This is a genomic window from Paraburkholderia panacisoli (assembly GCF_008369935.1).
GTDB classification, from domain to species: Bacteria; Pseudomonadota; Gammaproteobacteria; order Burkholderiales; family Burkholderiaceae; genus Paraburkholderia; species Paraburkholderia panacisoli.
Window position 1 is genome coordinate 1 of the sequence record NZ_VTUZ01000058.1, and the last position, 24,586, is coordinate 24,586.

The following is a 24,586-nucleotide window of genomic DNA, read 5'->3' on the forward strand; positions in this document are numbered from 1 at the left end:
GCCTCAGGCGACGCACAGTCGTCAGTCGAACTGTACGATCCGGCCAACGGCACGTGGTTGCAGACCGGCTTCCTGAACCAGGCGCGTGACGCGCACACCGCCATACTGCTGCACAATGGCCAGGTGCTTGTGGCGGGCGGCGACGGCAAGGGCGGCGGCGCCCTGGCATCAGCCGAATTGTACGATCCAGCTACGAGCAAGTGGTCAGAGACCGGGAGCATGATCCAGGCTCGCGAGCATCATACCGCTACCTTGCTGCCCGACGGCCGCGTGCTCGTCGCGGGTGGCGAGGGCAACGCAGGGGCGCTGTCCTCAGCCGAACTATACGATCCGACTACGGGTACGTGGTCCCAAACCGGCTCCATGAGTCAGGCACGGGAAGAACATGCTGCCGTCCTGTTGCCCAATGGCAAGGTGCTCGCAACGGCGGGAATCGCGCAACTCGACCTGTTCTCCGACGAACTCTACGATCCTGCCACGGGCGGCTGGTCACAGACCGGCAGCCTCGCCCTGTCGCGCGACTCGCACACCGCTACCCTGCTGTCCGATGGCCGGGTGCTCGTTGCCGGGGGCCAGCTCAGGAACAAAGCCCTGTCCTCGGCAGAACTCTTCCACTGACAGTTCATGTCGCGTAGCCGCCTCACCCAAGCCGATACTTGAATGCCGACTGGCCGAGGAGCCGCTGCGACCTCGGTGCAATCGGATGGCGGTTTGACCTGGGAACCGGCCATTGAGTCGACGCAAGTTCGACCGACCGTTGTGGGTCAAGAGTACGCATCCGCGGACGGCGAGCGCGACATTCGCCGCTTCGGATGTCCGAATGACAGAAGAGCGACCTGAACCTGCCTCACGATCGACGAGGATCGAATGTCAACAACGGCCGATGAAGGAGTATTCGTCTTTGATAGTCCGATGGCCGGTTACCGAGCAAAGCTGACGCCTGAACGTCCGACCGAGAACTCATGCAAACGGCGGGTTTGGCCGATAAGCGGCGGCCAACCCCGGATGAGCGTATGGCCGTTGGACTTTGGAAACGGCCGTAGTTTTCGCGGCGAGCCGAACGCCGGCATCGGGGGCGTCAACAGTCGGAGAAAAGAAGGCTGGTCAACGTCGGGGCAGTGAACGTGAGCGATGGAATTCGCACGGACGCGCGTGGTGGCGGCAAAACAGAGTGTGCGGTATATGTGTTTGTCTGCTACGAAAATGTACTTTACTAGTGGGAAATGCTCCAACAGAGCGCGGGTGAGGGCGATTCTTCGGTGTACCTACGATGACGGTATCCGGTGTGCCACCATCAAGAAAGGCCTTTAAATTCAATGATGTTTCGATGCAAAGATAATAGAGTGGGAGTAGTAAGTAAAATCCTACTTATACATCTTGAAGCCTATTGACGCGGGTAATCAATAAGCGGAGGGTCCGCGTCATAGGTTACCCATAGCTGATCTGAAAGACTTCGGGGCAATGCTCCAGGCTGACGCGTTCGCGGGGGTACCACGCGATCCACGATGACGGCGGCGTGCGTGCGGCTGGACGCATGGCGCACGTGCTCTGCAAGTTCCATGACCTGTATACGTGAAAGTATCTGGAGCCGTGTGACAGGGGCTTGATTGGACGGTTGTTCCGGGTTCTAATCAGGAATACTAATTAAGGTGGAAAATGAAATTTTGCTCGATCCTCGATCTCCCCAACCCCGACTCAGCATCAGATTGAGGCTACGTCAACAGAAATAGGGCAGAGAGCGGCCACGAAGTGTCACTCGCATGTACCACTGGTTTGACGTTCAGACGTTGGGCCGGCATCTGCAAACGGGCATTGGACTGCAAAAGACGAACGTTACTTGATCGGCCATTGACGCCTTCTCCATCGCCGTCGTTCGCCGGTGACCGCTCTCGCGCGATCCCGAATTGGCGGCATGGACCTACTTCCGCCGGTCACACTGTCGGGGGTGCAACGACGGGTAACTGAGTGGTCCAGTCACCCAAGCCGGTTTACCGAGGGCAGCGGTTCGACCAATGCGGTCATCGACTGTATGATCAGTACTGCACTTGACGAGTGGCCGCTTCCGCGTGAAGCGGAGGCCCAGACTCGACCCGAAGCGGCTACCGGTGTTCGACGTGATAGCAGCCCTTCGGCTGCCGATGATGCAAGGGACCGCTTCACGCCCTGAGTCAGTCCGTCAAGCTTTTAGAGGAGGAAGCGAGACGCTTGCAAGAAGGGGGGAGCCTCGCTTGCTCAATGCGTTTAGATAGACGCTTTCGTCGTATCGGGTCCCGGTCCGCCAGCAACGATAGAGGATGCGTATCCATTTGAATGCAAGTCTCGCGGAGTCACCAGGTTACGCGGGCGAGAGCGCAGGCGCGTCACTGTTCGCGCTCCCGAATGGGTTCGCCGCGATGGCGAACGCCAATTGACGGGCGATGGGACCTCCCTGACAATCACGACGCTGCACCATGATCAAGGGAAATCCACAAGACAATAACATCAGACGTCTGATGTAAATTGACGCTCAACGTAGCCACCAAAGGCAACCATGCGGCTGAGCGTATGATCACCCACGGCTTACTCACGCGCGTGCATGGCAAGTGCGCCCTCGTCAGACAGATCGCGCTGAAGCTGCAAGGCGGGTTCGATGATCTGATGTCCGTGACGGACATGATCCGGAGCGTCGGCGCGGTGCCTTCCAAGAACCGTCTGCAGATGAAGATGATTGTAGCTTCCGGGAGTCTCCCACAGAAGCTCGGTCTCGCCGAGGACGAGCCCTACGGGTGGCTGGAGCGTATGCGCGGCGCGACTTGCCGGATCTGTAGGAGAGCCTCGTTCTCTTTCTGCTGATCAACGAAATGGATTTCCATGACACTGGGCGCGCGGTCTGCTACAACGCCAGCATCGTTAAGTTCGATCTCGTACGCAAACGATGTAAGACGGACCCGCGCGTCCACTTTCCGGACAGGAAAACTATGCACTTCGAGGCTTTCAGCTCTTCCGAACTGGCGGCATACCTGAGGGGTATTCCGGCCGTCAATGCACGGCTTGGCGACGACAGCGAACTGCAGGTCGTCGAAGTGGGCGATGGCAACCTGAACTACGTCTATTTCGTGAGCAGCGCGCGCGACCCGCGGCGCAGCGTGGTCGTCAAGCAGGCACCGCCGTTCCTGCGGCTCGTGGGCGAAGCCTGGCCCTTGCCGCGCGAGCGCATTGAGCGCGAAGTGGCTGCGTTACGCCGCTTCGGTGCGTTGTGCCCGCAGCACGTGCCGAGCGTCTATCACGCCGACAGCGAAAAGTACCTCATTGTGATGCAGCGGCTTGCCTCGCATCGTGTGTTGCGCCAAGGGCTGACCGAGGGCATCGTCTATCCGCACCTTGCCGATCACATCTCCACTTTTCTCGCGCGCACGCTCTTTCACGGCTCCGACTTGTATCTCTCGCCCGAGGCGAAGAAGGCGGCGGCAAGCGGCGGCATCAACACAGAGTTGTGCAAGATTACAGAAGATCTCGTCTTCACGTATCCGTTCGAAGACCATGCATCGAACGTGTACAGCCCTGCGCTGCCTGCGGTCGCAATCGAGCGGCTGCGCACGCACGAGCCGCTGCGTCGCGCGGCGGGCGAGATGAAATGGGCGTTCATGAACCATGCGGAGACGCTCGTGCACGGCGACCTGCATACGGGCTCGATCATGGCGAACGAGCACGAGACGTACGTGATCGACCCCGAGTTCGCGTTCTACGGGCCGATGGGCTTCGACACCGGCGCGTTTATCGCGAACCTGCTGCTCGCGTATTATCCGCGTGACTGGCACGATCGCATGGCCGGCCGCGAGCCGCTCGCGTTTCAGCGCTGGCTGCTCGAGCAGGTCGAAGCGGTGTGGAACGGCTTTGCGCAGAAGTTCGCGCAGCTCTGGCGCATGCATGAGCGCGAGGCGGGCCGTGCCTGGATCGGTGGACCCGCTGAGGCGCGCGCGGCCGAGGCGTTCCGCGAAGAATTCATGCGGCGGCTCCTCGCGGATACGCTAGGCTTCGCGGGCTGCAAGATGATCCGACGCATCGTCGGCATGGCGAAGGTCGCGGAGATCACCAGTATCAAGGACGAAGCGGTGCGCGCACGCGTGGAAGTGCGCTGCCTGCGCCTGGCCGAAGCGCTCCTCGTGCAGCGGCGCGAACTGGCTTCGGTCGAAGCGGTCACCGCGCTGGCCGCTCAGGTGCTCGCCCAGACGGTGGACGTCTGAGCGCGCCCGCGTAACTGACACAATCCGCCGCCCATGCGGCATGGTCCGGCTTACCGGAATCGACGGAGACCCTATGGCTTTGCAGCCACTCAATTCGAGTCTGCCACCCACCATCGAGTGGCGCGACGACACCCTTTATCTACTCGACCAGACGCGTCTGCCGCAGGTGTGCGTGGTCGAGGCGGCCGACAGTGTCGAGGCGGTGTGGCGAGCGATACATGAGTTGCGCGTGCGGGGCGCGCCCGCGATCGGCGTTGCGGCGGCGTACGGTCTGTGCGTGGCGATGCAGCATGAGCGGCAGGCATCGCGCGAAGCGTTCCTCGCGCGGCTCGAACATCACGCCGCCTATCTGGACAGCGCGCGGCCGACGGCCGTGAATTTGCGCTGGGCGCTCGAGCGGATGCGCGCGCACGCGCGTGGCGTTGCGGCCCAGACGAGCACAGAGGTCTACGACGCGCTCGTCGCCGAGGCAATGCGCATTCATCGTGAGGACGTCGAACTGTGCGCGCGGATCGGCGAACAGGGGCGCGCGCTGATTGCGCCCGGCAGTGGCGTACTCACGCATTGCAATGCCGGTGCGCTGGCGACAACGGGCATCGGCACCGCAACCGCGCCGCTATATTGCGCGCATCGCGACGGCGAATCCTTTCGCGTCTACGCGGACGAGACGCGCCCGCTCCTGCAAGGCGCGCGGCTCACCGCGTACGAGCTGCAGCAGGCCGGGCTCAACGTCACACTGATCACCGACAGCATGGCGCCCACGCTGATGGCGCAGGGGCTCATCGATCTCGTGATCGTCGGCACCGACCGCGTGGCCGCGAACGGCGACGTCGCCAACAAGATTGGCACGCTCGGCGTGGCGATCGCGGCGAAGCATTTCGGCATTCCGTTCTACGTGGCTTGTCCTTCGTCCACGCTGGATCTGCGCACCGCATGCGGCGTGGACATCGTGATCGAAGAGCGCGGCGCCGACGAAGTGGCGCAGCTCGCGGGCCGGCGTATCGCCCCGGAGGGCATCCAGGTGCGCAATCCGGCGTTCGATGTCACACCGCATGCGCTCGTCACGGGTATCGTGACGGAGCTGGGCATTGTGCGCGCGCCGTTCGAAGCCAATCTGGCAGCGCTCTTCGCGAAGGGAGAGGGCGCATGAGCGACACGAACGAGGGAGGCAGCCAGCGCCGTGTGAGCGAAGCGGCGTCGGGTGCACGCGAGGCGCGAGCCGAAGCCGAATTGCGTCAGGAGATCGTCGATACCGCTCTCGAAATGGAGCGCCTCGGCATCAATCAGGGGACCTCCGGCAACGTCAGTGCGCGCTGGCGTGACGGACTCCTGATCACGCCGAGCGGTGTGCCGTGCGCGGCGCTCACGCGCGATCGTATCGTCTGGATGCCGCTCGATGTGCGCGAGGACGATCCGCTCTTCGAGGCGGACCGCCCATCTTCGGAGTGGCGCTTCCATCGTGACATCCTGCGCGCGCGGCCCGATGTGAGCGCGGTCGTCCATACGCATTCGAATGCGGCGACGGCGCTCGCGATCCACGGCCGCGGCATTCCTGCGCATCACTACATGGTGGCCGCGGCGGGCGGTAATTCGATTCGCTGCGCGCAGTATGCGACCTTCGGCAGCCAGGCGCTCTCGGATCATGCGCTCGAAGCGCTGCGCGACCGGCTCGCGTGTCTGCTCGCGCATCACGGTGTGATCGCACTGGGGCGTGATCTCGCGCGGACCCTGTGGCTTGCGAACGAAGTCGAGGTGCTGGCGAAACAATACCTGCTCGCGTGCCAGCTTGGCGAGCCGCCGCTGCTCTCGGACGCGCAGATGGACGAGGTCATCGAGAAGTTCAAGGGCTACGGCCTGCGCAAATGATTCGCGGGACGGCCTCAAGACGGCGGACGCCTTGATTTCCGTGATCTCGGGCGCGACCGCCCGCGTGCGTTTTCTCAAAGCCTGGCGAGGGTGATTTCAAGGCGCTGCATCACGTTGCAATGTCAATAGTCCATGTGTGCCACCGGTCTTCCGGTACCCGCCAAGGGGAATCATGAGCGAGCAGAAGGGCGATTTGTTGGCGGCAGAAGGTTGCTCCACAGTCGTTGGACGACCGGTTACTTCGAACGACAGCTTTTCGCCTGCGGGAGGACAGCACTCGACCCAATATAGATAGTCCGTTCCAAGCGGCTTCCGATGGCCGCAATTCGACCAGAAACAGTCATTCTGATCGAGAGCGAAGCTGTCCCACGCCATTGACGGGCTGGAGCATAGCTTGCCATGACTATATCGAGGCTGATCAATCTCGGGCCTACGGAAAACGCCGTTTTCTTCGGTTCTCGACGAATCGCGTGCACCGTTCTATGAATGGTTCAGAGACGGTACGCTGAATGCATCGTATAACTGCCTCGACCGCCATGTTGAAGCAGGTAACGGCGATCATGTCGCCGTGAACTTCGAGGCCGACTTCGGTGCCGTCACGCAGGTGACCTATCGTGAGTTGCTCGAACGCGTGAGCCGCTTTGCTAACGCTTGACGAACTTGTGGCGTTAAAAAGGGCGATTGCGTGGTGAGCTATATGCCGATGTCGATCGAAGGCATTGTGGCGATGCAGGCCTGCGCCCGCATCGGCGCGACCCATTCAGTCGTATTCGGCGGTTTCTCGTCGAAGTCGCTCAATGAGCGGATCGTCAACGTGGGTGCCGTTGCGCTGGTCACCTGTGATGAACAGATGCGCGGTGGCAAGGCGTTGCCGCTGAAGAACATTGCGGACGAAGCCCTTGCAATGGGCGGATGCGAAGCAGTGAAGAGCGTGATTGTCTATCGGCGTACGGGCGGCAAGGTCGCGGGGCAAAAGGGACGCGTCCTGTGGATGCACGAACTCGCGCAAGCTGAGGCGGGCACTTGCGAGCCAAATGGGTCAGCGCGGAACGGCTTGAATGTCGAGCACCTTGCGCTTCGCACTGCACTCGGCGATAGCGATTTCGGCCCGGTCGCCGCGCGGTGCAGCCGTCAGCGTTTCGCTGCGGCCGTCGGGGTACTTGTACCAAAATGAAATCTTCCGCGCGCCGCATCGCTTGTCCAGCCGATCGATGCCGGTCGATTCGCTAGTGGCGACATGGTTTTCATGCGAAGGCTTGGAGGTTCGGACCGGCATCGTATTTCGCTGACTTCGTTTCGATGGTGAGGCCGAGCTTGCGGTCTCGGTATTCGCGCGCCACCTTCGGCAGGCCATTCTTGTCGACGACGAATTGCCAGTGGTTATCAGCGAGCCAGTGCGCCATCGCGGCACGCTGGTTCGGTTTGCAGCCGACGAGGTCGGCCAGCTCATGCGCGGTAAGGTATTCGCTCATTGACGCCCCAGTGTTTTCTCGTGGTTTCGGATTATTGTTTCGCTGCTGCTGCTGCTGCTGCTGCCGCTGCCGCTTAATCGATCACTGACGTTCTGAGATCGGCTCTGCTCCGGACCCACCTGTATGGTCTATGCTTATGGCGTAGGTCAGGTGTTCCCGGGAGTGAGGACGAAATGGAAAGCTGCCTTGCTTGTGAGAGGTTGATCGGAAAAGCCTCAACAGTCTTTCCGCACGAAAAACTCCAGTGCTCTGGAGCGGGCGTTTTTGGTACGCCAAAAAAGCCGATAACACGTTACGTCCTGTACCGATGCACGTCTTGCGGTTGCTGGATGAAACAGAACACATCCCATGGATCACCGGCCGGCCATTGGTCGGCATGCGAGTCGAGCATTCCCGCCGAGCCAGTCCCTGAGCGCAAGCCTGCTGAATATAATGACTGGAGGAGGGCGCCACTGACAGTGCTGGGTCGCCCCCGATAGCCCCGTACAGCGAGCGTTTGTTGCTATTCATGTACGTCGGTCGATCGGACGGCAAACACATTGCCGACGATGAGGCGCCTGCCGCCGTTAGGCTTCGTGAAGCCGATGCACTTTCGAGCGGTCGCGTCGTCGAGCGTGGCATCCGTTGTCGAAGGATTGACGCCGAAGAAGGCGAAGGTCAGGCCATTTATTGGGACGTCACGCTACGGTCGGTAGCGATAGTGCCCGCACGGGCTGATAACGGCGCTCATGCCTGATCCCCGGCAGATAAACCGGGGGCAACGAGGCATTCGCGCATGTCTTTGAGCGAGAGCACGTCGTTCAGTGTTTTCAAGAGATGCTCAAGATGGTCGCGGTTTGCTGTGCTGTTGCCCGTGCAGTACTCATCCAGAAGCCGTGCGGCTTGGCGTGTGCGCACGTCTTTCCGGTCGAACTCCGTCGTGATATTCAGCAGTCACCACAGAGCGTTGATGCCGCCGAATACACTCTTTGCAACCGCTTTGCACGCGTCTGCCTGAACTTCGGGCGTGGGGGCGCGGCGGTTCCATGCGGCGATTGCTGATTCCTCGTCGCGGCCAACGCGTTCGATTCGGCGCGAGGGCTGGCCGTCGATCTCCGGGCACCAGTGGATTACCTAGACGCTCGACGGTTCGCTGTAGCGCATCCCCATCCAGACCTTCCGGTTCTCTTTGATACTCGTCGCACCGTTGCCGCAAAACGGGCACGGCAGCAGGCTCGGCACGGCGTCTGTATTAGTGGTCTGCATCTCAATCTCCGTTATCAAGCCATCGCCCGGACTTCCCGCAGTTCGACGGCATTCGCGTTTCATCTTCGCCGCCAACGTTCTATGAGATTCGGCAAGCAGGAACACGGGGTATTCGTCGAACAGGTCGGCCCGGAGGTTCTTCGGATGCCGGCATTTCGACGCGTCGCCCCTCGTGCTGTGTATACAATCCGAGCAATCTCACTTCATATTCGTATGACGGATATTTGTGGTTTATTCGTCTGGGCAGATATTCGGTACTCTCGCTCGTCCTATCCGCTCAGCGGTGCGACCTGTTTGCGGACCGCTGCTGCTGTCGCTTGTGAGGGTTGTGGTGCAATTCCGGCGAACGCTCCTTTGCCGTGGACATCACGACCCGTTCACTTTGGCATGAATGTCTCGCCGTTTAGCGGGAGTCGTCCATCACATCACAACCTGCGGCGCATGACGGTCAGGAAGTCGTTGGTCCATGGGCGGGGCGTCTTCGCGCTGCAGGCGATTCCTGCTGGCCAGCGGATCTTTGAATGTCGCGGGGAGGTGACATCATGGCGGCGGGCATCGGCCCGGTACCGGCGATCCGGGTTACCCGGTCACACGTTCATTTTTGGACTGGCTGACGGGCGCGTGATCGACGGCAGCGTCGGGGGTAACAGCGCCCGCTGGCTGAACCACTCCTGCGAACCGAACTGCGAGGCGATCGAGGACGAGAGGGGGCGGGTTTTTATCGAGACGCTCGGAGACGTGATGCCGGGCGACGAGCTTTTTATCACCTATGGACTCGCGACCGATGAGGCACTGACTCCCGAATTAGCCGCCGCATATTCTTGCCACTGCGGGGCCAGGTGGTGTAACGGTTCGATGCTGGCCTTGGCAAACAGATAACTGGCGCGCAGCCGACAGGCGCATCCTGGTCGGGCGATCGCTGCTAGCCAAAGTGCGGGCCGAGCTGATTCAGAACCGGGGGCCTGGTTGCTCCCGAGCCAGACCCATTGTCGGCGCTGCGGCGCGGCGTTGAGCCACAGGGACAGTCGATCAAGGTGCGCCTCCCCGTCTGCGGCGATGCAAGAGCATAGGAAGCTATTCAGCGACGCGACTCTTCGAGAGGCAGCCAAGTGGTCCCCTCAGGCGCAGCGAAAAAAATGGCCCCGGAGGCACGCAGCCTGCGGCGCCATTCCGTAATGCTACGACTAGAACAATACGCCGTAGTCCGACCGCACGCTTACATGTCCACGGCGTCGGCCACTTCCTTGAAGTCTTCGATCTGGTCGAAGTTCATGTATTGGTAGATCTTGTCGCTGTTGGCGGTGAGCACGCCCATGTCGGCCATGTATTCGTCTTTGGTCGGGATCTTGCCCAGACGCGAGCAGATCGCCGCCAATTCCGCCGAGCCGAGGTACACGTTCGTGTTCTTGCCCAGGCGGTTCGGGAAGTTACGCGTCGAGGTCGACATGACCGTCGCGCCTTCGCGCACCTGTGCCTGGTTGCCCATGCACAGCGAGCAACCCGGCATTTCGGTACGGGCACCGGCTGTGCCGAACACACCGTAGTGACCTTCCTCGGTCAACTGTTTCTGGTCCATCTTGGTCGGCGGGGCCACCCACAGCTTGACCGGAATGTCGCGCTTGCCTTCCAGCAGCTTCGACGCGGCGCGGAAGTGGCCGATGTTGGTCATGCACGAGCCGATGAACACTTCGTCGATCCTGGCGCCGGCCACGTCGGACAGCGTCTTCACGTCGTCCGGATCATTCGGGCAGGCCACGATCGGCTCGTGGATGTCGGCCAGGTCGATCTCGATGACGGCCGCGTATTCGGCGTCGGCATCCGGTTGCAGCAGTTGCGGGTCGGCCAGCCACTGCTCCATTGCCGTGATGCGGCGTTGCAGGCTGCGCGGGTCCTGGTAGCCCTGGGCGATCATCCACTTCAACAGCGTGACGTTGCTGTTAAGGTACTCGATGATCGGCTCCTTGTTCAGATGGACCGTGCAACCGGCGGCCGAGCGCTCGGCAGAAGCATCTGACAGTTCGAAGGCCTGCTCGACCTTCAGCTGGGGCAGGCCTTCGATTTCGAGAATGCGGCCGGAGAAGATGTTCTTCTTGCCTTGTTTGGCGACCGTCAGCATGCCTTGCTTGATGGCGTAAAGCGGAATCGCGTTGACGAGGTCACGCAGTGTCACGCCCGGCTGCATCTTGCCCTTGAAACGGACCAGCACCGATTCCGGCATGTCCAGCGGCATCGTGCCGGTGGCAGCCGCAAAGGCGACGAGGCCCGAACCGGCCGGGAAGCTGATACCGATCGGGAAACGGGTGTGGGAGTCGCCGCCCGTGCCCACGGTGTCGGGCAGCAGCATGCGGTTCAGCCACGAGTGGATCACGCCGTCGCCGGGGCGCAGCGCGATGCCGCCACGATTGCTGATGAAGTTCGGCAGAGTCTGGTGGGTCTTCACGTCCACCGGCTTCGGATAGGCGGCGGTGTGGCAGAACGACTGCATCACGAGATCGGCCGAGAAGCCCAGGCACGCCAGATCTTTGAGTTCGTCGCGGGTCATGGGGCCTGTGGTGTCCTGCGAGCCGACCGAGGTCATCTTCGGCTCGCAGTACGTGCCCGGTCGGACGCCCTGGCCTTCCGGCAGGCCGCAGGCACGGCCGACCATCTTCTGGGCCAGCGAGAAGCCTTTGCCGCTGTCGGCCGGCTGCTGCGGCAGGCGGAACAGGGGCGACGGGGCCAGGCCCAGAGCTTCACGTGCCTTGGCGGTCAATCCGCGACCGATGATCAGGGGAATGCGGCCGCCGGCGCGCACTTCATCGAACAGCACGTCGGACTTGACCTGAAACTCGGCGATCACTTCGCCGTTCTTCAGGGCCTTGCCTTCGTACGGACGCAGTTCGACCACGTCGCCCATTTCCATCTTCGACACGTCGAGTTCGATCGGCAGGGCACCGGCATCTTCCATCGTGTTGTAGAAGATCGGGGCGATCTTGCCGCCCAGGCACACGCCGCCGAAACGCTTGTTCGGGATGAAGGGGATGTCTTCACCCGTGAACCACAGCACCGAGTTGGTGGCCGACTTGCGCGAGGAGCCGGTGCCGACCACGTCGCCCACGTACGCGACGAGGTGGCCCTTTTCCTTCAGCGACTCGATGAACTTGACCGGGCCGCGCTTGCCGTCTTCTTCCGGGGTGATACCGGGACGGGCGTTCTTCAGCATCGCCAGCGCGTGCATCGGAATGTCCGGGCGGGTGGTGGCATCCGGAGCCGGCGACAGGTCGTCGGTGTTGGTTTCGCCTGTCACCTTGAAGACGGTGACGGTCAGGCTTTGCGGGACTTCCGGACGGCTGGTGAACCATTCGGCATCGGCCCAGCTTTGCAGCACGGCCCGGGCGTGGGCGTTGCCCTTTTCGGCCAGTTCCTTGACGTCGTGGAACTGGTCGAACATCAGGAGGGTTTTCTTCAGTGCACCCGCGGCCACGGCTGCCACTTCGGCGTCGGACAGCAGCTCGATCAGCGGCTGGATGTTGTAGCCGCCCAGCATCGTGCCGAGCAGTTCGGTGGCGCGGGCGCGCGAGATCAGCGCACAGGCGATCTCGCCTTTGGCCACGGCGGCCAGGAAGCCCGCCTTCACGCGGGCGGCTTCGTCCACGCCGGCAGGCACGCGGTGGGTGATCAGGTCGAGCAGAGTCTGCTCTTCGCCAGCGGGCGGATTCGCCAGCAGTTCGACCAGTTCGGCGGTCTGCTGAGCCGTGAGCGGCAGGGGAGGAATACCGAGCGCGCCGCGTGCGGCCACGTGAGCACGAAAGTTTTCAAGCATGGGGGACCTGCTGATATTGCGTTTCAGGAGAGGCTTTTCAGGCCGTCGAGGCTGTTCCAGGTGCTGCTTTAATCGTGATTTTAATCGCGATAGCCCCGCAACGTCAAATGTCTTATGTCTTATATAAGAGTTGGCGCCAAAACATCGAGAATGAAGGCCGCGAGAGAGAATTGCGCTTGCGTGCGAAATTCTGCGTTTTAGCCGAGAGCCTTGTCATATAAGACGTTCTGGACAGATCTCACATCGGCACCTGGAGCATGGACGATCTGCGGTAAGCGACGCCCGCGACCCATGCCAGGTTTCAAGACTTTCCGCTGCGTTCGGATTCTCCTTGCCGGAATCGAACTGACGCGCAGGATCGCGAAAGGACAGATGAAGTGTGCTCGCGGAACCTATCCGTCCGCTGCTCGTCAATTCCACGACCTCGCAATACAAGTTGTACTTTGCATATGGATCTCGCTCGTCCCTCTATCGTTACCGCGACAAAGCGCTGATCAGCCTGGGCGATGCGTTGGCGAACCTGGCGGCCGGCAACGGTTGCCAACAGCGCGAGTTCATGTCGTAATCGTAAGATCACGAACTGACGCGATCCACGTACAGAAAGGTTCGCTTGTAATCGGATATTCCATTCTGCGATTGCAATGCATGCGTAATGTGAAAGGGGCGTGCGGTTCAGCCCGCTGGAGCGCGAAGTCGGGCAGAATCCCAGCATTGATGTCGGTCTGTGACGCAGTTCGCCAATCCACTTCACTTTCTTGGGGCAATGAATGGCTACCCAGCAATCTACCATCATCTACACCCTGACCGACGAGGCTCCGCTGCTTGCAACGAGTGCCTTCCTGCCCATCATCCGCACGTTTACCGCGTCGGCCGGAATCCATGTCACCGCGACCGACATCTCCGTGGCTAGCCGCATCCTGGGGGAATTTCCAGAATTTCTGACCGAGGAGCAACGGGTGCCCGACAACCTGGCTGAACTCGGTCGTCTGACGTTGCTGCCCGATACCAACATCATCAAGCTGCCCAACATTAGCGCCTCAGTTCATCAGCTGGTCGGAGCGATCAAGGAGTTGCAGGAGAAGGGCTACCACGTGCCGGATTTCCCCGAGGAACCGAAGACCGAAGCCGAGAAGACCATCCGTCAGCGTTACTCCAGGTGCCTGGGCAGTGCCGTTAATCCCGTGCTGCGCGAGGGCAACTCGGACCGCCGCGCACCCGCCGCCGTGAAGAATTACGCTCGCAAGAATCCGCACAGCATGGGCGAGTGGAGCATGGCTTCGCGCACCCACGTGGCTCACATGAAGCATGGCGATTTTTACCACGGTGAAAAGTCCATGACTTTGGAGCGCGCACGCGACGTCAAGATGGAACTGCTTACCCGCAGCGGCAGGACAATCGTGCTCAAGCCTAAGGTCTCGTTGCTCGACGGCGAGATCATCGACAGCATGTTTATGAGCAAGAAAGCGCTCTGCGACTTCTACGAAGAGCAGATGGAAGATGCCCGCAAGACCGATGTGATGCTGTCGCTGCACGTGAAGGCGACGATGATGAAGGTCTCGCATCCGATCGTATTCGGTCACGCAGTGAAAATCTTCTACAAAGAGGCTTTTGAGAAACATGGCGAACTGTTCGACGAACTGGGCGTGAACGTCAACAACGGCCTCGTGAATCTCTATGACAAGCTGGAGAGCCTGCCTTCCTCGAAGCGCGAAGAAATCATCCGCGACCTGCACGCATGCCACGAGCGCCGCCCCGAACTAGCGATGGTGGACTCGGCCAAGGGAATCTCGAACCTGCACGCGCCCAACGACGTGATCGTGGATGCTTCGATGCCGGCCATGATCCGCATTGGCGGCAAAATGTGGGGCGCCGATGGCCGTCCGAAGGACACCAAGGCGGTGATTCCGGAAAGCACCTTCGCACGTATCTATCAGGAGATCATCAACTTCTGCAAAACCAATGGTAACTTCGACCCGGCCACCATGGGCACCGTCCCCAACGTCGGGCTGATGGCCCAGCAGGCTGAGGAATACGGCTCGCACGACAAGACTTTTGAAGTGCCCGAAGCGGGCGAAGCCCGCATCGTCGATATTGCCACGGGCGAAGTGCTGCTCGTGCAGAACGTCGAAGAAGGCGACATCTGGCGCATGTGTCAGGTCAAGGACGCGCCGATTCGCGATTGGGTCAAGTTGGCGGTCACCCGCACCCGCAACTCCGGCATGCCGGCCATTTTCTGGCTGGACCCGTATCGTCCGCACGAGGCCGAGGTGATCAAGAAGGTCGAGACCTACCTCAGGGATCACGACACTACCGGTTTGGACATTCAGATCATGTCACAGGTGCGAGCCATGCGTTACACGCTGGAGCGCGTTATTCGCGGGTTGGACACCATCTCGGTCACGGGCAATATCCTGCGCGACTATCTGACCGATCTGTTTCCCATCATGGAGTTGGGTACCAGCGCCAAGATGCTCTCCATCGTGCCGCTGATGGCCGGCGGCGGCATGTACGAAACCGGGGCGGGAGGCTCGGCTCCCAAGCACGTCAAGCAGCTGGTGGAAGAAAATCACCTGCGTTGGGACTCGCTGGGTGAATTCCTTGCGCTGGCGGTGTCACTTGAAGAACTGGGGATCAAGACCGGCAATGCCAAGGCCAAAATACTGGCAAAGACGCTGGATGCCGCTACGGGCAAGCTACTGGAAAACAACAAGAACCCGTCTCCAAAGACAGGACAACTGGACAATCGTGGCAGTCAGTTTTATCTCGCCATGTACTGGGCCCAGGGATTGGCCGCGCAAACCGAAGACGCCGCTCTTGCCGCGCATTTCGCGCGGTTGGCGAAGCAACTGACTGAGAACGAGCAGGTCATTGTGGCCGAATTTTCGGCCGTGCAAGGCCAGCCGGTAGACATCGGTGGTTATTACAAGCCCGACACCGAAAAGCTCGACGCCGTGATGCGTCCGAGCAAGACGTTGAATGCGGCGCTTTCGGCGACTCAGGCTTAGGGAACTTCGGCTGCCCTGTCGGTCAGGGTAGCCTATGCTTTGTCGCTCGTTGACCGCTAATTTCCTGAAGAAGTGGTGCGCAGATTCGGGTAATCGTACCTTCCATGCCAATTCTGTCGGTGGCAGGCCTCAAAAGCTTACGCAGCAAGCATCTGCCGGTCTCTGAATGTCAGCCAGTTGCGAGATATGCAAACCACTGATCTACTGGAGCTTTCTCAAGCAGACCGCCAGAATTGGCACGATTCGGACGATTACCCCAAGACAGGCGCACCGCTGACTGGCGCATCCGGTTATTCCTTCGGCACAGATCGGCCCGCGATGCGCCGAGGATCGAATCCGCCAGAGCAATGGTGACATTCGCAGAAACTAACTGAGGGACGGGGATGGATCGATTAGCGAAATAGCTGTACGGGTCAACAATCGCGCCGAGAATAGCCATCAACCAACCCGCAGGCGCGAGCGCCAAATGTGCGGTTTTCGCGACGCGCGTCGCACGCAGGCTTTTCTCTCATGCTTCGGCCCGATCCGGCGGCACCTCGCGTTACCCAGGCATCGGACGAACGGAATGTCACCGCGCCATACTGAAAGAACGCCTCGTCACATGGCATGGCTGGACTGTCTCAGTCGCAGATGAGCGAGTTATCTAATAAAGATAACTACGTTTTAGCCAGACGCGTAGCCGGCGCTCTTCAACTTGACAGTGCCCTTCGAACGCCCATGTGAAAGCATGGTCGAGCGACCGGAGATGGCCCGTTGCACGCGTTGAAGTAGGTGCGCGGTGCAAGCCCTTTACGACTTGCATCGCACAGCACGCACGACACGAAGCAAGATAGCGAGCCGGAAAACCACAAACCTATCCAGCGGATACCTCATCGCACCAGGCCGCACCCGCACTCAAAACTCAATCGACGCAGACAGCGTCGAATGACAGGCATACCGGCCGGCGTCGAAATTCCCACGCGAATCTACTTCGTGCCAGCGCTGCAGCAGTAGGCGAGGAGAAATGTATGCTTGCCCCCGGGCTTGCTCGTCACGATCGTGCGGATGTCCGTGTTCAGCTTCGCCATTGCCGCAGTCACGTAGTCGGGCGCCGGCAGCTTGTTGGTATTGAAGTCATGGACGGCCACGGCGACTGTCTTGTTGTCCTTCGTCTTCGGGTTGGCGAGAGACCGGTCTTCTGCGGCGAACTTCTGCTCGCGTGACGCGACGGCGCCGACCTGCCCGCTACAGTAGCCATGTGTGCCCGACATCACATGGATCGTGTTGCCGTCGCCGCTCAACCCTGCCGCGATCTTGTTCAGAGCCGCTGCGACGTCCCTGACGGTGCATGGATCGTGGAATCCCCAGATCTGCACGGCCTCCTTGCTGGGGCTGATGTTCACAAGTGTAGCCATAACGTTCTCCTGGTTGCGTAAGGGCCCCGACCATTGATCGGGGGGTGAAAACAGTTCGTCACGGTGCGACGGGCCATCCATGTTGAAACCATGAAAGTGGCTCACTGCTCCGAGGCATACGTGAAAGGCTTATCGTCGGAGTTGCTGGCGGACACGAGGACCTGGTGCCCGTCATAGAGGAACTCGATGGTGTCGTTGGTATTGAGCTGGTCGTCGAATGCCGAGCCGCGTTCGACGACGACTTCACGCTTGCCCATGGCCGCGCCCTTCGAGATCAATGTGGTTTCGATGCCGTTGAGGTAAATGTCGACATCATCGCCGTAGGTCACGACCCGCCGGCTACCGTCTTCGCCGCTCGCCTCATCAGGGCCGGCGGCCAGACGCACGTCGACGCTTCCGGCGTTTCCCTCCGGACGGTCACCCTTGCGCACAATCAGGGTGACCTTGAGATCATTGCCCGTGCGATTGATGAGAGTCTTCATTCCTGCCATGACTTTCTCCTCGATGAGGTTGTCAGTTGACCTGCCGGGTGGAAAGCGTGAAGTTGCCGCTCGTGAATGCGAAGTCGACGCCATTGCGCGTGTTCAACTGGTTGTCGAGCGATGACCCGCGCACGATCACGATGTACTGCTGGCCAAGCATCTGTCCGTTGAACATGGCGGCCAGCTTGATGCCGTTGAGATAAATGTTGATGTTGTCGCCGTAGTCCTGCCACTGCGACTGGTTCGAGTTCAACGTGAACTCCTTCGTGCCGGCCTGATTGCGCGGATCCTCGCTGGCGCGGATCACCAGCGAGATCGCCATCGAATAGGGGCTGGCATTGGTAAACAGCTTCCTTCCTGCCATGAGATCGCTCCTTTGAGTGGGGGATGTCGTTACGAACACGGACCGGCGCACCTTTCGATCATGGCCGGCATGATCCAAAGATCTGGGTCACCGGTGTCTGCCGCGAGACTGCAGCAGTTCATGGTGCCGTCCTCACGCACCACGCGCATCCGGTAGGGATACGCATCAGGTGGCTGATTGCCCAGGATGATGTCCCGGATGGAGCGCTCGAGGCTCACGGTCACCTTGGTTTTTTCAGGTTCCAGCGTCACCTGTGTCTTGCCTGAGAAGTTCAGTCCGATCTGCAGCACGGCCGGCGTGCCCTGAAAGACCTTCGCGACCGTTTGAATGGTGAATTGCGCAGGGTAGGTGTTCTTGCTCGACGTATCCTGGATATCGTCAAAGAAGGAGGCCTGCGTTTCCTTGGGAAGTCTGCCGTTGAACTCGATGCGGTCCTTGTATCTGCCATCGGCCAGCTCCACGTCGATCCAGCCCCGGAACAGCGTCTTCTCCGGAGCATCGCTGAAGATCGCGGCCCAGAGCGCGCGGAACTGGTTGAAATTGAGGTCGAGTTCGTTGCGCAGCCCCTTGACCAGATCGATGCTCGCATTGGGCTGCACGGTCGGGTTTCCGGCCTCGCTGCTGGCCTCGGCGTTGGGCAGGTATTGGGTGAAGGTTTTCTTCACGCCATGCCCGTCCTCGATGGAGAGCATCTGCGGAACCGCGCCGATCCGCTCGCGCAGGGCTTGCGAAGCGTCCTGGATCCTGGCCGCGTCTACCACGGCGTTGCCGAAATTGCGGAAGAGGGCGCGTGTCTGCGTCACCGAGCTTGCGTCGGTCGGTACCGAGAACTGCAGCAGCGACACTGTGGGCGAGCCGCTCGGGCCTTTGGCAAATTCGAACCTGTCCGGCACATAGAACACGCGCGAGCGTTCCCTGTTGTCCTGGTAGTAGTTGTAGGCGCGGCCCTTCCAGTTGACCTGCCACTGGATGTAGCCGAGGAGCGGCGGCACGCCCACAGTCGACGTGTAGGTGCATGCGAGCACGAGGTACTGGTTCGGAAAATCCGGATCGCCACCGCTTGCCATCTGGAAGTAGGTCGAGGCCGAATCGAAGGGAATTCCGCCGAACTGGTCCAGCAGGCCTTGTCGAATCGTGTCGTTGGACCAGTTGCGCTGGATGAAGTCACTCGTTTGGCGTGCTGCCAGCTTGACCCGCTGCGTCACGCGAACGGCAACGTTCGGATCGATGTCGAACAGCGCAGCACGGGCGCGCGTGAGGTCGTCGTCCGCGAGCTTCACCGATAGCTCGACATTGCCGCCTTTGCGTAGGTACTGGAGCGCAAAGCGCGAACCGCCTCCACTGGCTGCGATCACCAGCTCGAACGAGGTGCCGTCGACGATAGGAGCCGCGCCGCTTGCGTCGCCGGAGAGACCGTCCGGAATTGCAGTCTCGAGAAAGATGGTGAGGGTTCCGTCATCCGTGATGGTCGTGGAGAACGCTTCGTGTCCACCTGCCTGTTGTGCGGCGGACCGGTAGGCGGGCAGGTAGGACTTCGCACCCGACGCGCTCACGAGAACGCCGGGCGCGGAAAGGTCCGAGGACGGCGCGATCAGCGCAGCTCCCAATTCATTCTTGTGCGCGCGTCCTTTTTCTACGGATACGGAAGGGTTGGACATCTGGGGCCTCTCAGTTTTGATCGATCGAAGGGGGCGGCGGGCTCAGGGAAACCTGCAGTCCAGCGGGGGCATTTTCATCGACAGAGAACGTGACCATGTTGTGCGACGAACAGCAGACATGGCGCTCGGAGAACGACTCGGTCATGGCTGCGTAGCTGCGCAGCTCGCTCTGCCTGCGGCGCGACGCGAGTATCTGGTGGCGCACCCAGGCATCGCCGCCCGCGAGATCCGCTGCGAAGATGAATACGGAGAAGATCGGCTCGCCGCCGCCCGGCAATACTGAATAGCTAAACCCGTACTGCGCGTTGGGCAGCGCATCGGACGCACGTCCATGTCGAAACTCAAACGAACCGATCAGCGAAGCGAGATCATCGAGTCTGCGCGCCAGTCCGACGCGGTCGAGAAGCGCGCTCAGGTAAGACCGTGTGACGGTTCGACTGCCGATCTCGAAATAGAACTCACATCGCTGCGATCCTGGCGCCGCTCCAACCACGACGAGTTGCGCACACGGACCGGCACGAAGTGGCTGCACACCCAGATACCGCTGGAGCAGGGACGACGTCTCAGCGTTCGAGTCGTACGGAACTTCGGCGTAGATCTTGTACCGGTTCGCCGCGGCATGCGCGTTCTGGAATGGTTGGCGGGCCCCGAGCCATGCGCCCCACGCGAGCCGACGTTCGTTCTGCAACACCGGGAACTCCCGAGCGACGCCATCCCAATCCGGATCGACGCCAAGCATGGCCAGCAGGCCTTTGATGCGATCCAGGCGGCACGCCGGCGGAGTCTCGCTCCCGCCCACCTCCATCGTGTAGCGCAGATCATCGGACGATGTACTGAACGAGAATTCCAGGGGTGAGCCAGTCTGGTTGAGCAACCTGGACGTCCGCGCGGCAAGCTCGGTTTCGTCGCCGAGGACGACACCCGTCACGCGGGCAAACTCACGCGCGGCAGCAGGATCGAGCCCTTCGATGATATGAAGGGCGCGTTTGAGCGCGTGGCGCTGCGCGCTGTCGATGGCGAGAATAGGTGCGTTCACCGGGAGATCCATTCAGGAAGTCGTTGTTACGCCGAGGTCTTGATGACCTTTGTCATGCCGCCCTTGATCGTTCCTTTGAACGAATCCCCCGACTCGGGCGTGACTTCGTACTGTGCTTCGAGTTCGCTTTTGAGCTTGATGTCCTTCAGGGTCGGGATGATCCTTTGCACTTTCTTCTCACCGGCTTCGAGCGAGAACTGATCTTCCCAGACGTAGTCGCCGTCCTGATAGGTCAGCGTGATGTCGACGCTTTCGTCCTTGAATCCAGCCGTGAAGTACACGGGAATATGGTTGGCGTAGGGGTCGACGACAGTGATTTGCTTGTCCATCACCTGCAGCGGTCCATACGCATACACGCTCTTGTTTGCCTTGCGCAGATCGACGCTGTATTGAACTGGTTCGGACTGGAACCTGGCGTCGCTGCGGAGCTTGATGACCTTTACGTCCATCGCATCCTTCGCGCCCTTCTGGAAGACCACGCGCTTTTCGCCCTTCCACTTCGCGCTGGTGAGCGTGACCACGGCCTGATCGACGTTCCAGACGAAATCCGTGCCGAGCGCGACGCTGATCGTGAGGAATTCGACGACGGATTCGGCCATCGCCGTAATCAAGCCTTTTTCGCTGGTGCCCTTTAGCGAATACTGGAACGCATCGCTCTCCCAGTCCGAGCTCGGCTTGAAGACGAAATCGGCGGTGTACTCGACCTCCGCGCTTCCCTTGGCGTCGTACTGAAACGGCAGGGGATTCTGTCCCGTCGTCTTTCCTGCGTTGACGGTCAGATTGAACGGCGTTTGCTTGCTCGTTGGGGCGCTGGCTGGATAGCGAGCCTGCACGTTCAGCGCCTGCAGGCCTACCTTGGCCTGATCCGTTTCGTCTGGAATCGACACCACCACGTTGTATGCACGACCGAACGGGGTCCCCGCACGGTTCAACTTGGTGACGTATTCATCGACGTTGTCGCTGGCGTCCAGGGCGACGAGGGCCTGTGGCAACACCGGCATCGACTTTGCCTTCTTTTCCGAATACATGAAGTCGATCGAATTGACCTGGCTGCCGTGGTAGTACGAGGCCCGCACGCTGACCTTGGGAATGAATGGCGCAGCAGCCTTGATCAGTTGCTTGACGGCGCTGTCCTTTTCCGTCGTGGCATTGTCCTTCCCGGTGTCCTCGTCCTTCTTTGGATCGGTGTCCTTTTCGGCGTCTGTGTCCTTCTCCGCGTCTGTGTCCTTGTCAGCAGGTTTGTCCTTGTCGTTATCCGTCGTTTCTTTGTCCGCCACCTTGTCGGAGGCGGCGAGTTCGACGTCCTTGGCCTTCTGCACGGTCGCTTCGACGTCCGGTGCCTTCGACAATGGGCTCCAGGCATCCTTCTCCGCGCCGAGTTGAACTTCGAAGAAGTTCTTCAACACGTAGTCGAGCAGAACCTGTTGCGCCCACTTGAGACCGTCCTGTTCGTTCTCCCCCGTGTAGTTCACGACTTCGATCTTCAGGTCCGTGTTCTGCATGATCTTCTGCCACTGGGCCTGGACACCGATGTCGAGCAGCAGCACTTCCAGCGGGATCGACGCTCCGATGCTGGCCTTGAAGTCCTGGATGGTCTTCTCGAACGTACCCTTCACGGTGAAGGTGACCGATGGCCGCATCGCGAGGAACTCCAGGCGATACAGCGCGGCGATGTTATGCAGCTTGTTCTCCAGCACCGCATTCATGGCCCCTGCGAGCTTGCCTTCCTTGCTGAACCTCACCGAGCAGACGGCCGCGTTGTCGCCGACGAGCGACGAGGAGCCCGCGTTCCAGACCAGTTGTTCCTTGCTCTGGTACACGACGGAGGGGTCTTTAGAGAGGTCGCCGGCCTTCGCGACATCCACGCCGCCCCCGCCGAGCACAGAGAAGCTCACGCTGCCCGTGTGATAGGGCACCGTCGAGAGCGTGATCTTCCCCTCAGGTTTCCACTTCGCGATGATCTGCTTCTCGATCTCCTCGAGCGTAGCCTTTGGCACAGCCGTGTTGACCTCGAAATTCAGGAAGCCTATGCCTTCGTTGTCGGTTTCCGAATCCGTGTACCAGAGGTACGAAAGCACTTTCCTGTTGTTGCGCTGCGCGAGCCGGATCGTGCCCGGGATATACCAGAACTGCGTTTGGGAGATATGGTCAGGATAGACGTCGACGCCGTCCACCGTGAGCTTCTTCTGGTCGATGTAGATCATGCTTGACTCCTTGGAGTTGGGAGATTTTTATGGCGCCGAAAGGATCACGTCCGACTGGCGCGTATTCATCGGCGCGGTCTTCATGTCTTTCCCGTTCTTCCGGAAGAAGACGGCGTAGTACGAGAACTGTTTGTCGATCGGATACCAGTAGGTGGCCTTGATCTGCGGGGTGTCTCGAGACAGCAGAAGTTTTCGGGTCTCCCACAACTGAGGGCTGTCGTCGGAGACAACGATCGCGATGCCGATTTGGGTGATGCTTGCCCAGTCGAAGTCCGCGGCGGCGCGGAAGGTCACGACCCGACGGCTGAACGGATTCAGAAAGATCGATGTCCCCGCAGGCAGTAGGACCAACTCGAATGGCGTGCCTGCCCCTGCCACGGGCGTGTAGGTCGCGCTGACTGACACGGCATCGAGGTCGACCCGCGACGGTGCAAAGGCTTTGATCGAACCCGTTGGTGTGTCGGGCTTGAGTGTGAGTTGACCGGGTTGAAACACCAGTGAGTCGGGGCCGCGCAGCGCGAGTCCGATCGTCTTCACGAGCTTCCAGGGAAAATCGTCGGCGACACTGGCCGCGTAGCGGCGGTACGTGTAGAGCGCCGACGGCACGATGTCGAGATACGTCTGGTCGCGGCTGATGCTCACTGCGGCGGTCGGAATCGCGGCGCGCTCGCGGAAGTAGAGATCGCAGGTGTACGCGTACCCGGAGCCACTGCCTGGCGGGTCAACGAGCGTGACAGCCCACTCTGTCGCGGAGTCCTTGAACTCGCGCGTGAGAGGGTTTGCGTTGGCGCACCGGATGGCGACGTTGGCTGCATCGAGAGGGCTGCCGCCGAACGCGTCGTGGCAGCGCACGGTCAGCGTCCGCGTGAAGCTCGCCCCGGTGGTGAGCTCGATATCGGGCCGGGAAGCGAGAGCCTCGTTCAATCCCGCGATGGCGCCCTGGATGAACGCCTTGCGCGCGACGACGCCGCTCACCTGCATGTTGGTATCGAGCCGCTTCGAGATGTTCTGGACATCGCGCACGGCGCCGCAGTCGAAGCCGACCAGCCAGTTTCCGCTTCCCGCTTCAGGTGCCGGCGCGAATCGGGGCAGCGGAACCAGTATGCTCTTCAGACTCCTGAGAAACGCTTCGCGAAAGCCGTCTGGCGGCGCTTCGCCCGTCAGGTTCTCGGAGACGACTCGAATCACGCCGCTCTGGCGGAGTTCTTCGAACGTCTCCAGCTTTTCCACGCTGATGAACAGGAAGTTCGCCGAACACTTCTTCTGAATCCAGTCACGAAACTTCGATTCGTCGAACTGGACCGAGAAGCTGAACTTCGGCCGGAACGCCTCATAGGAGAGGTCGTACACGATCGATATCGGTGATGCTGCAGTGTTGTTCTCCTTCGCGCGGAGCATCAGATACTGATCGACCGTCAGTCCTATCGACAGGACCGCCGTGTTCTCGCCGAGCAGCGAAGGCGTGCTGAACACGGGGTTGCCGCCAATCACAGCAGTGGCGACCTTGCCCGAGATCCACGGGATGGGCCGCAATTCCAGGACTTTGTCTTGATTCCTTTCCTGGAGTTCTTTGCGCGCGTTGTCCATCTCCGTGTCGTCCGGTTGAAGATTGACGACGAGCGACAACATGCCGGCGTTCCCATTGACCGGCTTGTCGTAGTGCACGAGGGTGAGCTGATACCCGGCGTCGCTGCGCGCGAGAGTGGGCCGGGTCGATGCGTAGTAGAAGATCGTGGGGAAGGAAGCATCCTGGTACACCAGGACGCTTCGCGCGCTCTCCAGATCAATTTTCAGATCGTCGCCGAGCATCGGGAGTCACCGTTCGAGGATAAATT

Annotated in this window: 21 protein-coding genes and 4 pseudogenes; 11 read left to right on the forward strand and 14 right to left on the reverse strand. The window is 60.6% G+C overall.

Annotated elements, in window-relative coordinates; translation table 11 throughout:
- Positions 1 to 618 (forward strand): Kelch repeat-containing protein (locus tag FVF58_RS44445; RefSeq protein ID WP_281291357.1); only part of this gene is annotated, 618 nt, incomplete at its 5' end.
- A 1,558-nt stretch (positions 619 to 2,176) separates the two neighbouring features.
- Here FVF58_RS44445 and FVF58_RS44450 read toward each other — a convergent pair.
- A pseudogene (locus FVF58_RS44450) lies at positions 2,177 to 2,317 on the reverse strand (IS110 family transposase); the annotation flags it as partial.
- Positions 2,318 to 2,499: 182 nt separating this feature from the next.
- On the opposite strand from FVF58_RS44450, the gene FVF58_RS44455 reads away from it, so the two are divergent.
- From FVF58_RS44455 to FVF58_RS44475, 5 genes and pseudogenes are all read left to right on the forward strand, one after another.
- Positions 2,500 to 2,832, forward strand: coding sequence for a GntR family transcriptional regulator (locus FVF58_RS44455; protein WP_149675949.1), 333 nt, complete (start codon positions 2,500 to 2,502; stop codon positions 2,830 to 2,832).
- A gap of 125 nt (positions 2,833 to 2,957) precedes the next feature.
- Positions 2,958 to 4,223, forward strand: a complete 1,266-nt coding sequence (gene mtnK, locus FVF58_RS44460; RefSeq protein WP_149675950.1) for an S-methyl-5-thioribose kinase — start codon at positions 2,958 to 2,960, stop codon at positions 4,221 to 4,223.
- Positions 4,224 to 4,296: 73 nt separating this feature from the next.
- A complete protein-coding gene (gene mtnA, locus FVF58_RS44465) occupies positions 4,297 to 5,373 on the forward strand; it encodes an S-methyl-5-thioribose-1-phosphate isomerase (RefSeq protein ID WP_149675951.1) in 1,077 nt (358 codons plus the stop codon).
- Positions 5,370 to 6,089 (forward strand): class II aldolase/adducin family protein, encoded by a 720-nt coding sequence (locus FVF58_RS44470; protein WP_149675952.1) that lies wholly within the window; start codon positions 5,370 to 5,372, stop codon positions 6,087 to 6,089. The genes mtnA and FVF58_RS44470 overlap by 4 nt, the downstream gene beginning before the upstream one ends.
- Positions 6,090 to 6,531: 442 nt before the next feature.
- A pseudogene (locus FVF58_RS44475) lies at positions 6,532 to 7,139 on the forward strand (AMP-binding protein); the annotation flags it as partial.
- 194 nt (positions 7,140 to 7,333) lie between these two features.
- Here the strand turns inward: FVF58_RS44475 and FVF58_RS44480 are convergent.
- The 4 genes from FVF58_RS44480 to FVF58_RS52370 all read right to left on the reverse strand — a co-directional run bounded on the left by FVF58_RS44480 (position 7,334) and on the right by FVF58_RS52370 (position 8,806).
- Positions 7,334 to 7,561 carry a DUF4224 domain-containing protein gene (locus FVF58_RS44480; RefSeq protein WP_149675953.1) on the reverse strand — a complete coding sequence of 76 codons (228 nt, stop codon included), beginning with the start codon at positions 7,559 to 7,561 and terminating at the stop codon, positions 7,334 to 7,336.
- A gap of 502 nt (positions 7,562 to 8,063) precedes the next feature.
- The gene (locus FVF58_RS44485) at positions 8,064 to 8,231 is read right to left on the reverse strand and encodes a DUF1643 domain-containing protein (RefSeq protein ID WP_342802444.1); all 168 of its coding nucleotides are present in this window, start codon (positions 8,229 to 8,231) and stop codon (positions 8,064 to 8,066) included.
- Positions 8,232 to 8,287: 56 nt separating this feature from the next.
- Positions 8,288 to 8,458 (reverse strand): hypothetical protein, encoded by a 171-nt coding sequence (locus tag FVF58_RS52020; protein WP_188131150.1) that lies wholly within the window; start codon positions 8,456 to 8,458, stop codon positions 8,288 to 8,290.
- Between the two features lie 216 nt (positions 8,459 to 8,674).
- A complete protein-coding gene (locus FVF58_RS52370) occupies positions 8,675 to 8,806 on the reverse strand; it encodes a Lar family restriction alleviation protein (RefSeq protein ID WP_223191221.1) in 132 nt (43 codons plus the stop codon).
- 387 nt (positions 8,807 to 9,193) lie between these two features.
- On the opposite strand from FVF58_RS52370, the gene FVF58_RS44490 reads away from it, so the two are divergent.
- The gene (locus FVF58_RS44490) at positions 9,194 to 9,685 is read left to right on the forward strand and encodes an SET domain-containing protein (RefSeq protein WP_188131151.1); all 492 of its coding nucleotides are present in this window, start codon (positions 9,194 to 9,196) and stop codon (positions 9,683 to 9,685) included.
- Positions 9,686 to 10,022: 337 nt separating this feature from the next.
- On the opposite strand, the gene acnB is transcribed toward FVF58_RS44490, so the two are convergent.
- Positions 10,023 to 12,608 (reverse strand): bifunctional aconitate hydratase 2/2-methylisocitrate dehydratase, encoded by a 2,586-nt coding sequence (acnB, locus tag FVF58_RS44495; RefSeq protein WP_149675954.1) that lies wholly within the window; start codon positions 12,606 to 12,608, stop codon positions 10,023 to 10,025.
- Between the two features lie 273 nt (positions 12,609 to 12,881).
- On the opposite strand from acnB, the pseudogene FVF58_RS44500 reads away from it, so the two are divergent.
- The 3 genes and pseudogenes from FVF58_RS44500 to FVF58_RS44505 all read left to right on the forward strand — a co-directional run.
- Positions 12,882 to 13,040 (forward strand): annotated as a pseudogene (locus FVF58_RS44500) (IS6 family transposase); the annotation flags it as partial.
- Positions 12,988 to 13,173, forward strand: a complete 186-nt coding sequence (locus FVF58_RS52025; protein WP_188131152.1) for a hypothetical protein — start codon at positions 12,988 to 12,990, stop codon at positions 13,171 to 13,173. The pseudogene FVF58_RS44500 and the gene FVF58_RS52025, both read left to right, overlap by 53 nt.
- A 202-nt stretch (positions 13,174 to 13,375) precedes the next feature.
- Complete coding sequence (locus FVF58_RS44505) at positions 13,376 to 15,613, forward strand: NADP-dependent isocitrate dehydrogenase (protein WP_149675955.1); 2,238 nt, start codon at positions 13,376 to 13,378, stop codon at positions 15,611 to 15,613.
- Between the two features lie 169 nt (positions 15,614 to 15,782).
- Here the strand turns inward: FVF58_RS44505 and FVF58_RS44510 are convergent, their stop codons facing one another.
- On the reverse strand, positions 15,783 to 16,052 hold the full coding sequence (locus FVF58_RS44510) for a hypothetical protein (protein WP_149675956.1): 270 nt from the start codon (positions 16,050 to 16,052) through the stop codon (positions 15,783 to 15,785).
- Between FVF58_RS44510 and FVF58_RS55060 the strand changes: the two are divergent.
- Positions 16,017 to 16,260: pseudogene (locus tag FVF58_RS55060) on the forward strand (IS6 family transposase); the annotation flags it as partial. The gene FVF58_RS44510 and the pseudogene FVF58_RS55060 overlap by 36 nt on opposite strands.
- Positions 16,261 to 16,578: 318 nt before the next feature.
- On the opposite strand, the gene FVF58_RS44520 reads toward FVF58_RS55060, so the two are convergent.
- The 7 genes from FVF58_RS44520 to FVF58_RS44550 form a co-directional block, all read right to left on the reverse strand.
- A complete protein-coding gene (locus FVF58_RS44520; RefSeq protein WP_149675957.1) occupies positions 16,579 to 17,007 on the reverse strand; it encodes a hypothetical protein in 429 nt (142 codons plus the stop codon).
- Between the two features lie 101 nt (positions 17,008 to 17,108).
- Positions 17,109 to 17,498, reverse strand: coding sequence for a hypothetical protein (locus tag FVF58_RS44525; protein WP_149675958.1), 390 nt, complete (start codon positions 17,496 to 17,498; stop codon positions 17,109 to 17,111).
- A 22-nt stretch (positions 17,499 to 17,520) separates the two neighbouring features.
- Positions 17,521 to 17,853 carry a hypothetical protein gene (locus FVF58_RS44530; protein WP_149675959.1) on the reverse strand — a complete coding sequence of 111 codons (333 nt, stop codon included), beginning with the start codon at positions 17,851 to 17,853 and terminating at the stop codon, positions 17,521 to 17,523.
- 29 nt (positions 17,854 to 17,882) lie between these two features.
- A complete protein-coding gene (locus FVF58_RS44535; RefSeq protein ID WP_149675960.1) occupies positions 17,883 to 19,511 on the reverse strand; it encodes a hypothetical protein in 1,629 nt (542 codons plus the stop codon).
- Positions 19,512 to 19,521: 10 nt separating this feature from the next.
- Positions 19,522 to 20,547 carry a hypothetical protein gene (locus tag FVF58_RS44540; RefSeq protein ID WP_149675961.1) on the reverse strand — a complete coding sequence of 342 codons (1,026 nt, stop codon included), beginning with the start codon at positions 20,545 to 20,547 and terminating at the stop codon, positions 19,522 to 19,524.
- Between the two features lie 26 nt (positions 20,548 to 20,573).
- Positions 20,574 to 22,751 (reverse strand): hypothetical protein, encoded by a 2,178-nt coding sequence (locus tag FVF58_RS44545; RefSeq protein ID WP_149675962.1) that lies wholly within the window; start codon positions 22,749 to 22,751, stop codon positions 20,574 to 20,576.
- Positions 22,752 to 22,778: 27 nt separating this feature from the next.
- Positions 22,779 to 24,560, reverse strand: a complete 1,782-nt coding sequence (locus FVF58_RS44550; protein ID WP_149675963.1) for a hypothetical protein — start codon at positions 24,558 to 24,560, stop codon at positions 22,779 to 22,781.
- Positions 24,561 to 24,586: the final 26 nt, after the last annotated feature.

What these genes read in the sequence shown, in the direction of transcription:
- mtnK (WP_149675950.1), top strand. Translation starts at nt 2,958, where the DNA reads ATGCACTTCGAGGCTTTCAGCTCTTCCGAACTGGCGGCATACCTGAGG.
- mtnA (WP_149675951.1), top strand. Translation starts at nt 4,297, where the DNA reads ATGGCTTTGCAGCCACTCAATTCGAGTCTGCCACCCACCATCGAGTGG.
- FVF58_RS44470 (WP_149675952.1), top strand. Translation starts at nt 5,370, where the DNA reads ATGAGCGACACGAACGAGGGAGGCAGCCAGCGCCGTGTGAGCGAAGCG.
- FVF58_RS44480 (WP_149675953.1), bottom strand. Translation starts at nt 7,561, where the DNA reads ATGAGCGAATACCTTACCGCGCATGAGCTGGCCGACCTCGTCGGCTGC.
- FVF58_RS52370 (WP_223191221.1), bottom strand. Translation starts at nt 8,806, where the DNA reads ATGCAGACCACTAATACAGACGCCGTGCCGAGCCTGCTGCCGTGCCCG.
- FVF58_RS44490 (WP_188131151.1), top strand. Translation starts at nt 9,194, where the DNA reads ATGAATGTCTCGCCGTTTAGCGGGAGTCGTCCATCACATCACAACCTG.
- acnB (WP_149675954.1), bottom strand. Translation starts at nt 12,608, where the DNA reads ATGCTTGAAAACTTTCGTGCTCACGTGGCCGCACGCGGCGCGCTCGGT.
- FVF58_RS44505 (WP_149675955.1), top strand. Translation starts at nt 13,376, where the DNA reads ATGGCTACCCAGCAATCTACCATCATCTACACCCTGACCGACGAGGCT.
- FVF58_RS44510 (WP_149675956.1), bottom strand. Translation starts at nt 16,052, where the DNA reads ATGGCTATTCTCGGCGCGATTGTTGACCCGTACAGCTATTTCGCTAAT.
- FVF58_RS44520 (WP_149675957.1), bottom strand. Translation starts at nt 17,007, where the DNA reads ATGGCTACACTTGTGAACATCAGCCCCAGCAAGGAGGCCGTGCAGATC.
- FVF58_RS44525 (WP_149675958.1), bottom strand. Translation starts at nt 17,498, where the DNA reads ATGGCAGGAATGAAGACTCTCATCAATCGCACGGGCAATGATCTCAAG.
- FVF58_RS44530 (WP_149675959.1), bottom strand. Translation starts at nt 17,853, where the DNA reads ATGGCAGGAAGGAAGCTGTTTACCAATGCCAGCCCCTATTCGATGGCG.
- FVF58_RS44535 (WP_149675960.1), bottom strand. Translation starts at nt 19,511, where the DNA reads ATGTCCAACCCTTCCGTATCCGTAGAAAAAGGACGCGCGCACAAGAAT.
- FVF58_RS44545 (WP_149675962.1), bottom strand. Translation starts at nt 22,751, where the DNA reads ATGATCTACATCGACCAGAAGAAGCTCACGGTGGACGGCGTCGACGTC.
- FVF58_RS44550 (WP_149675963.1), bottom strand. Translation starts at nt 24,560, where the DNA reads ATGCTCGGCGACGATCTGAAAATTGATCTGGAGAGCGCGCGAAGCGTC.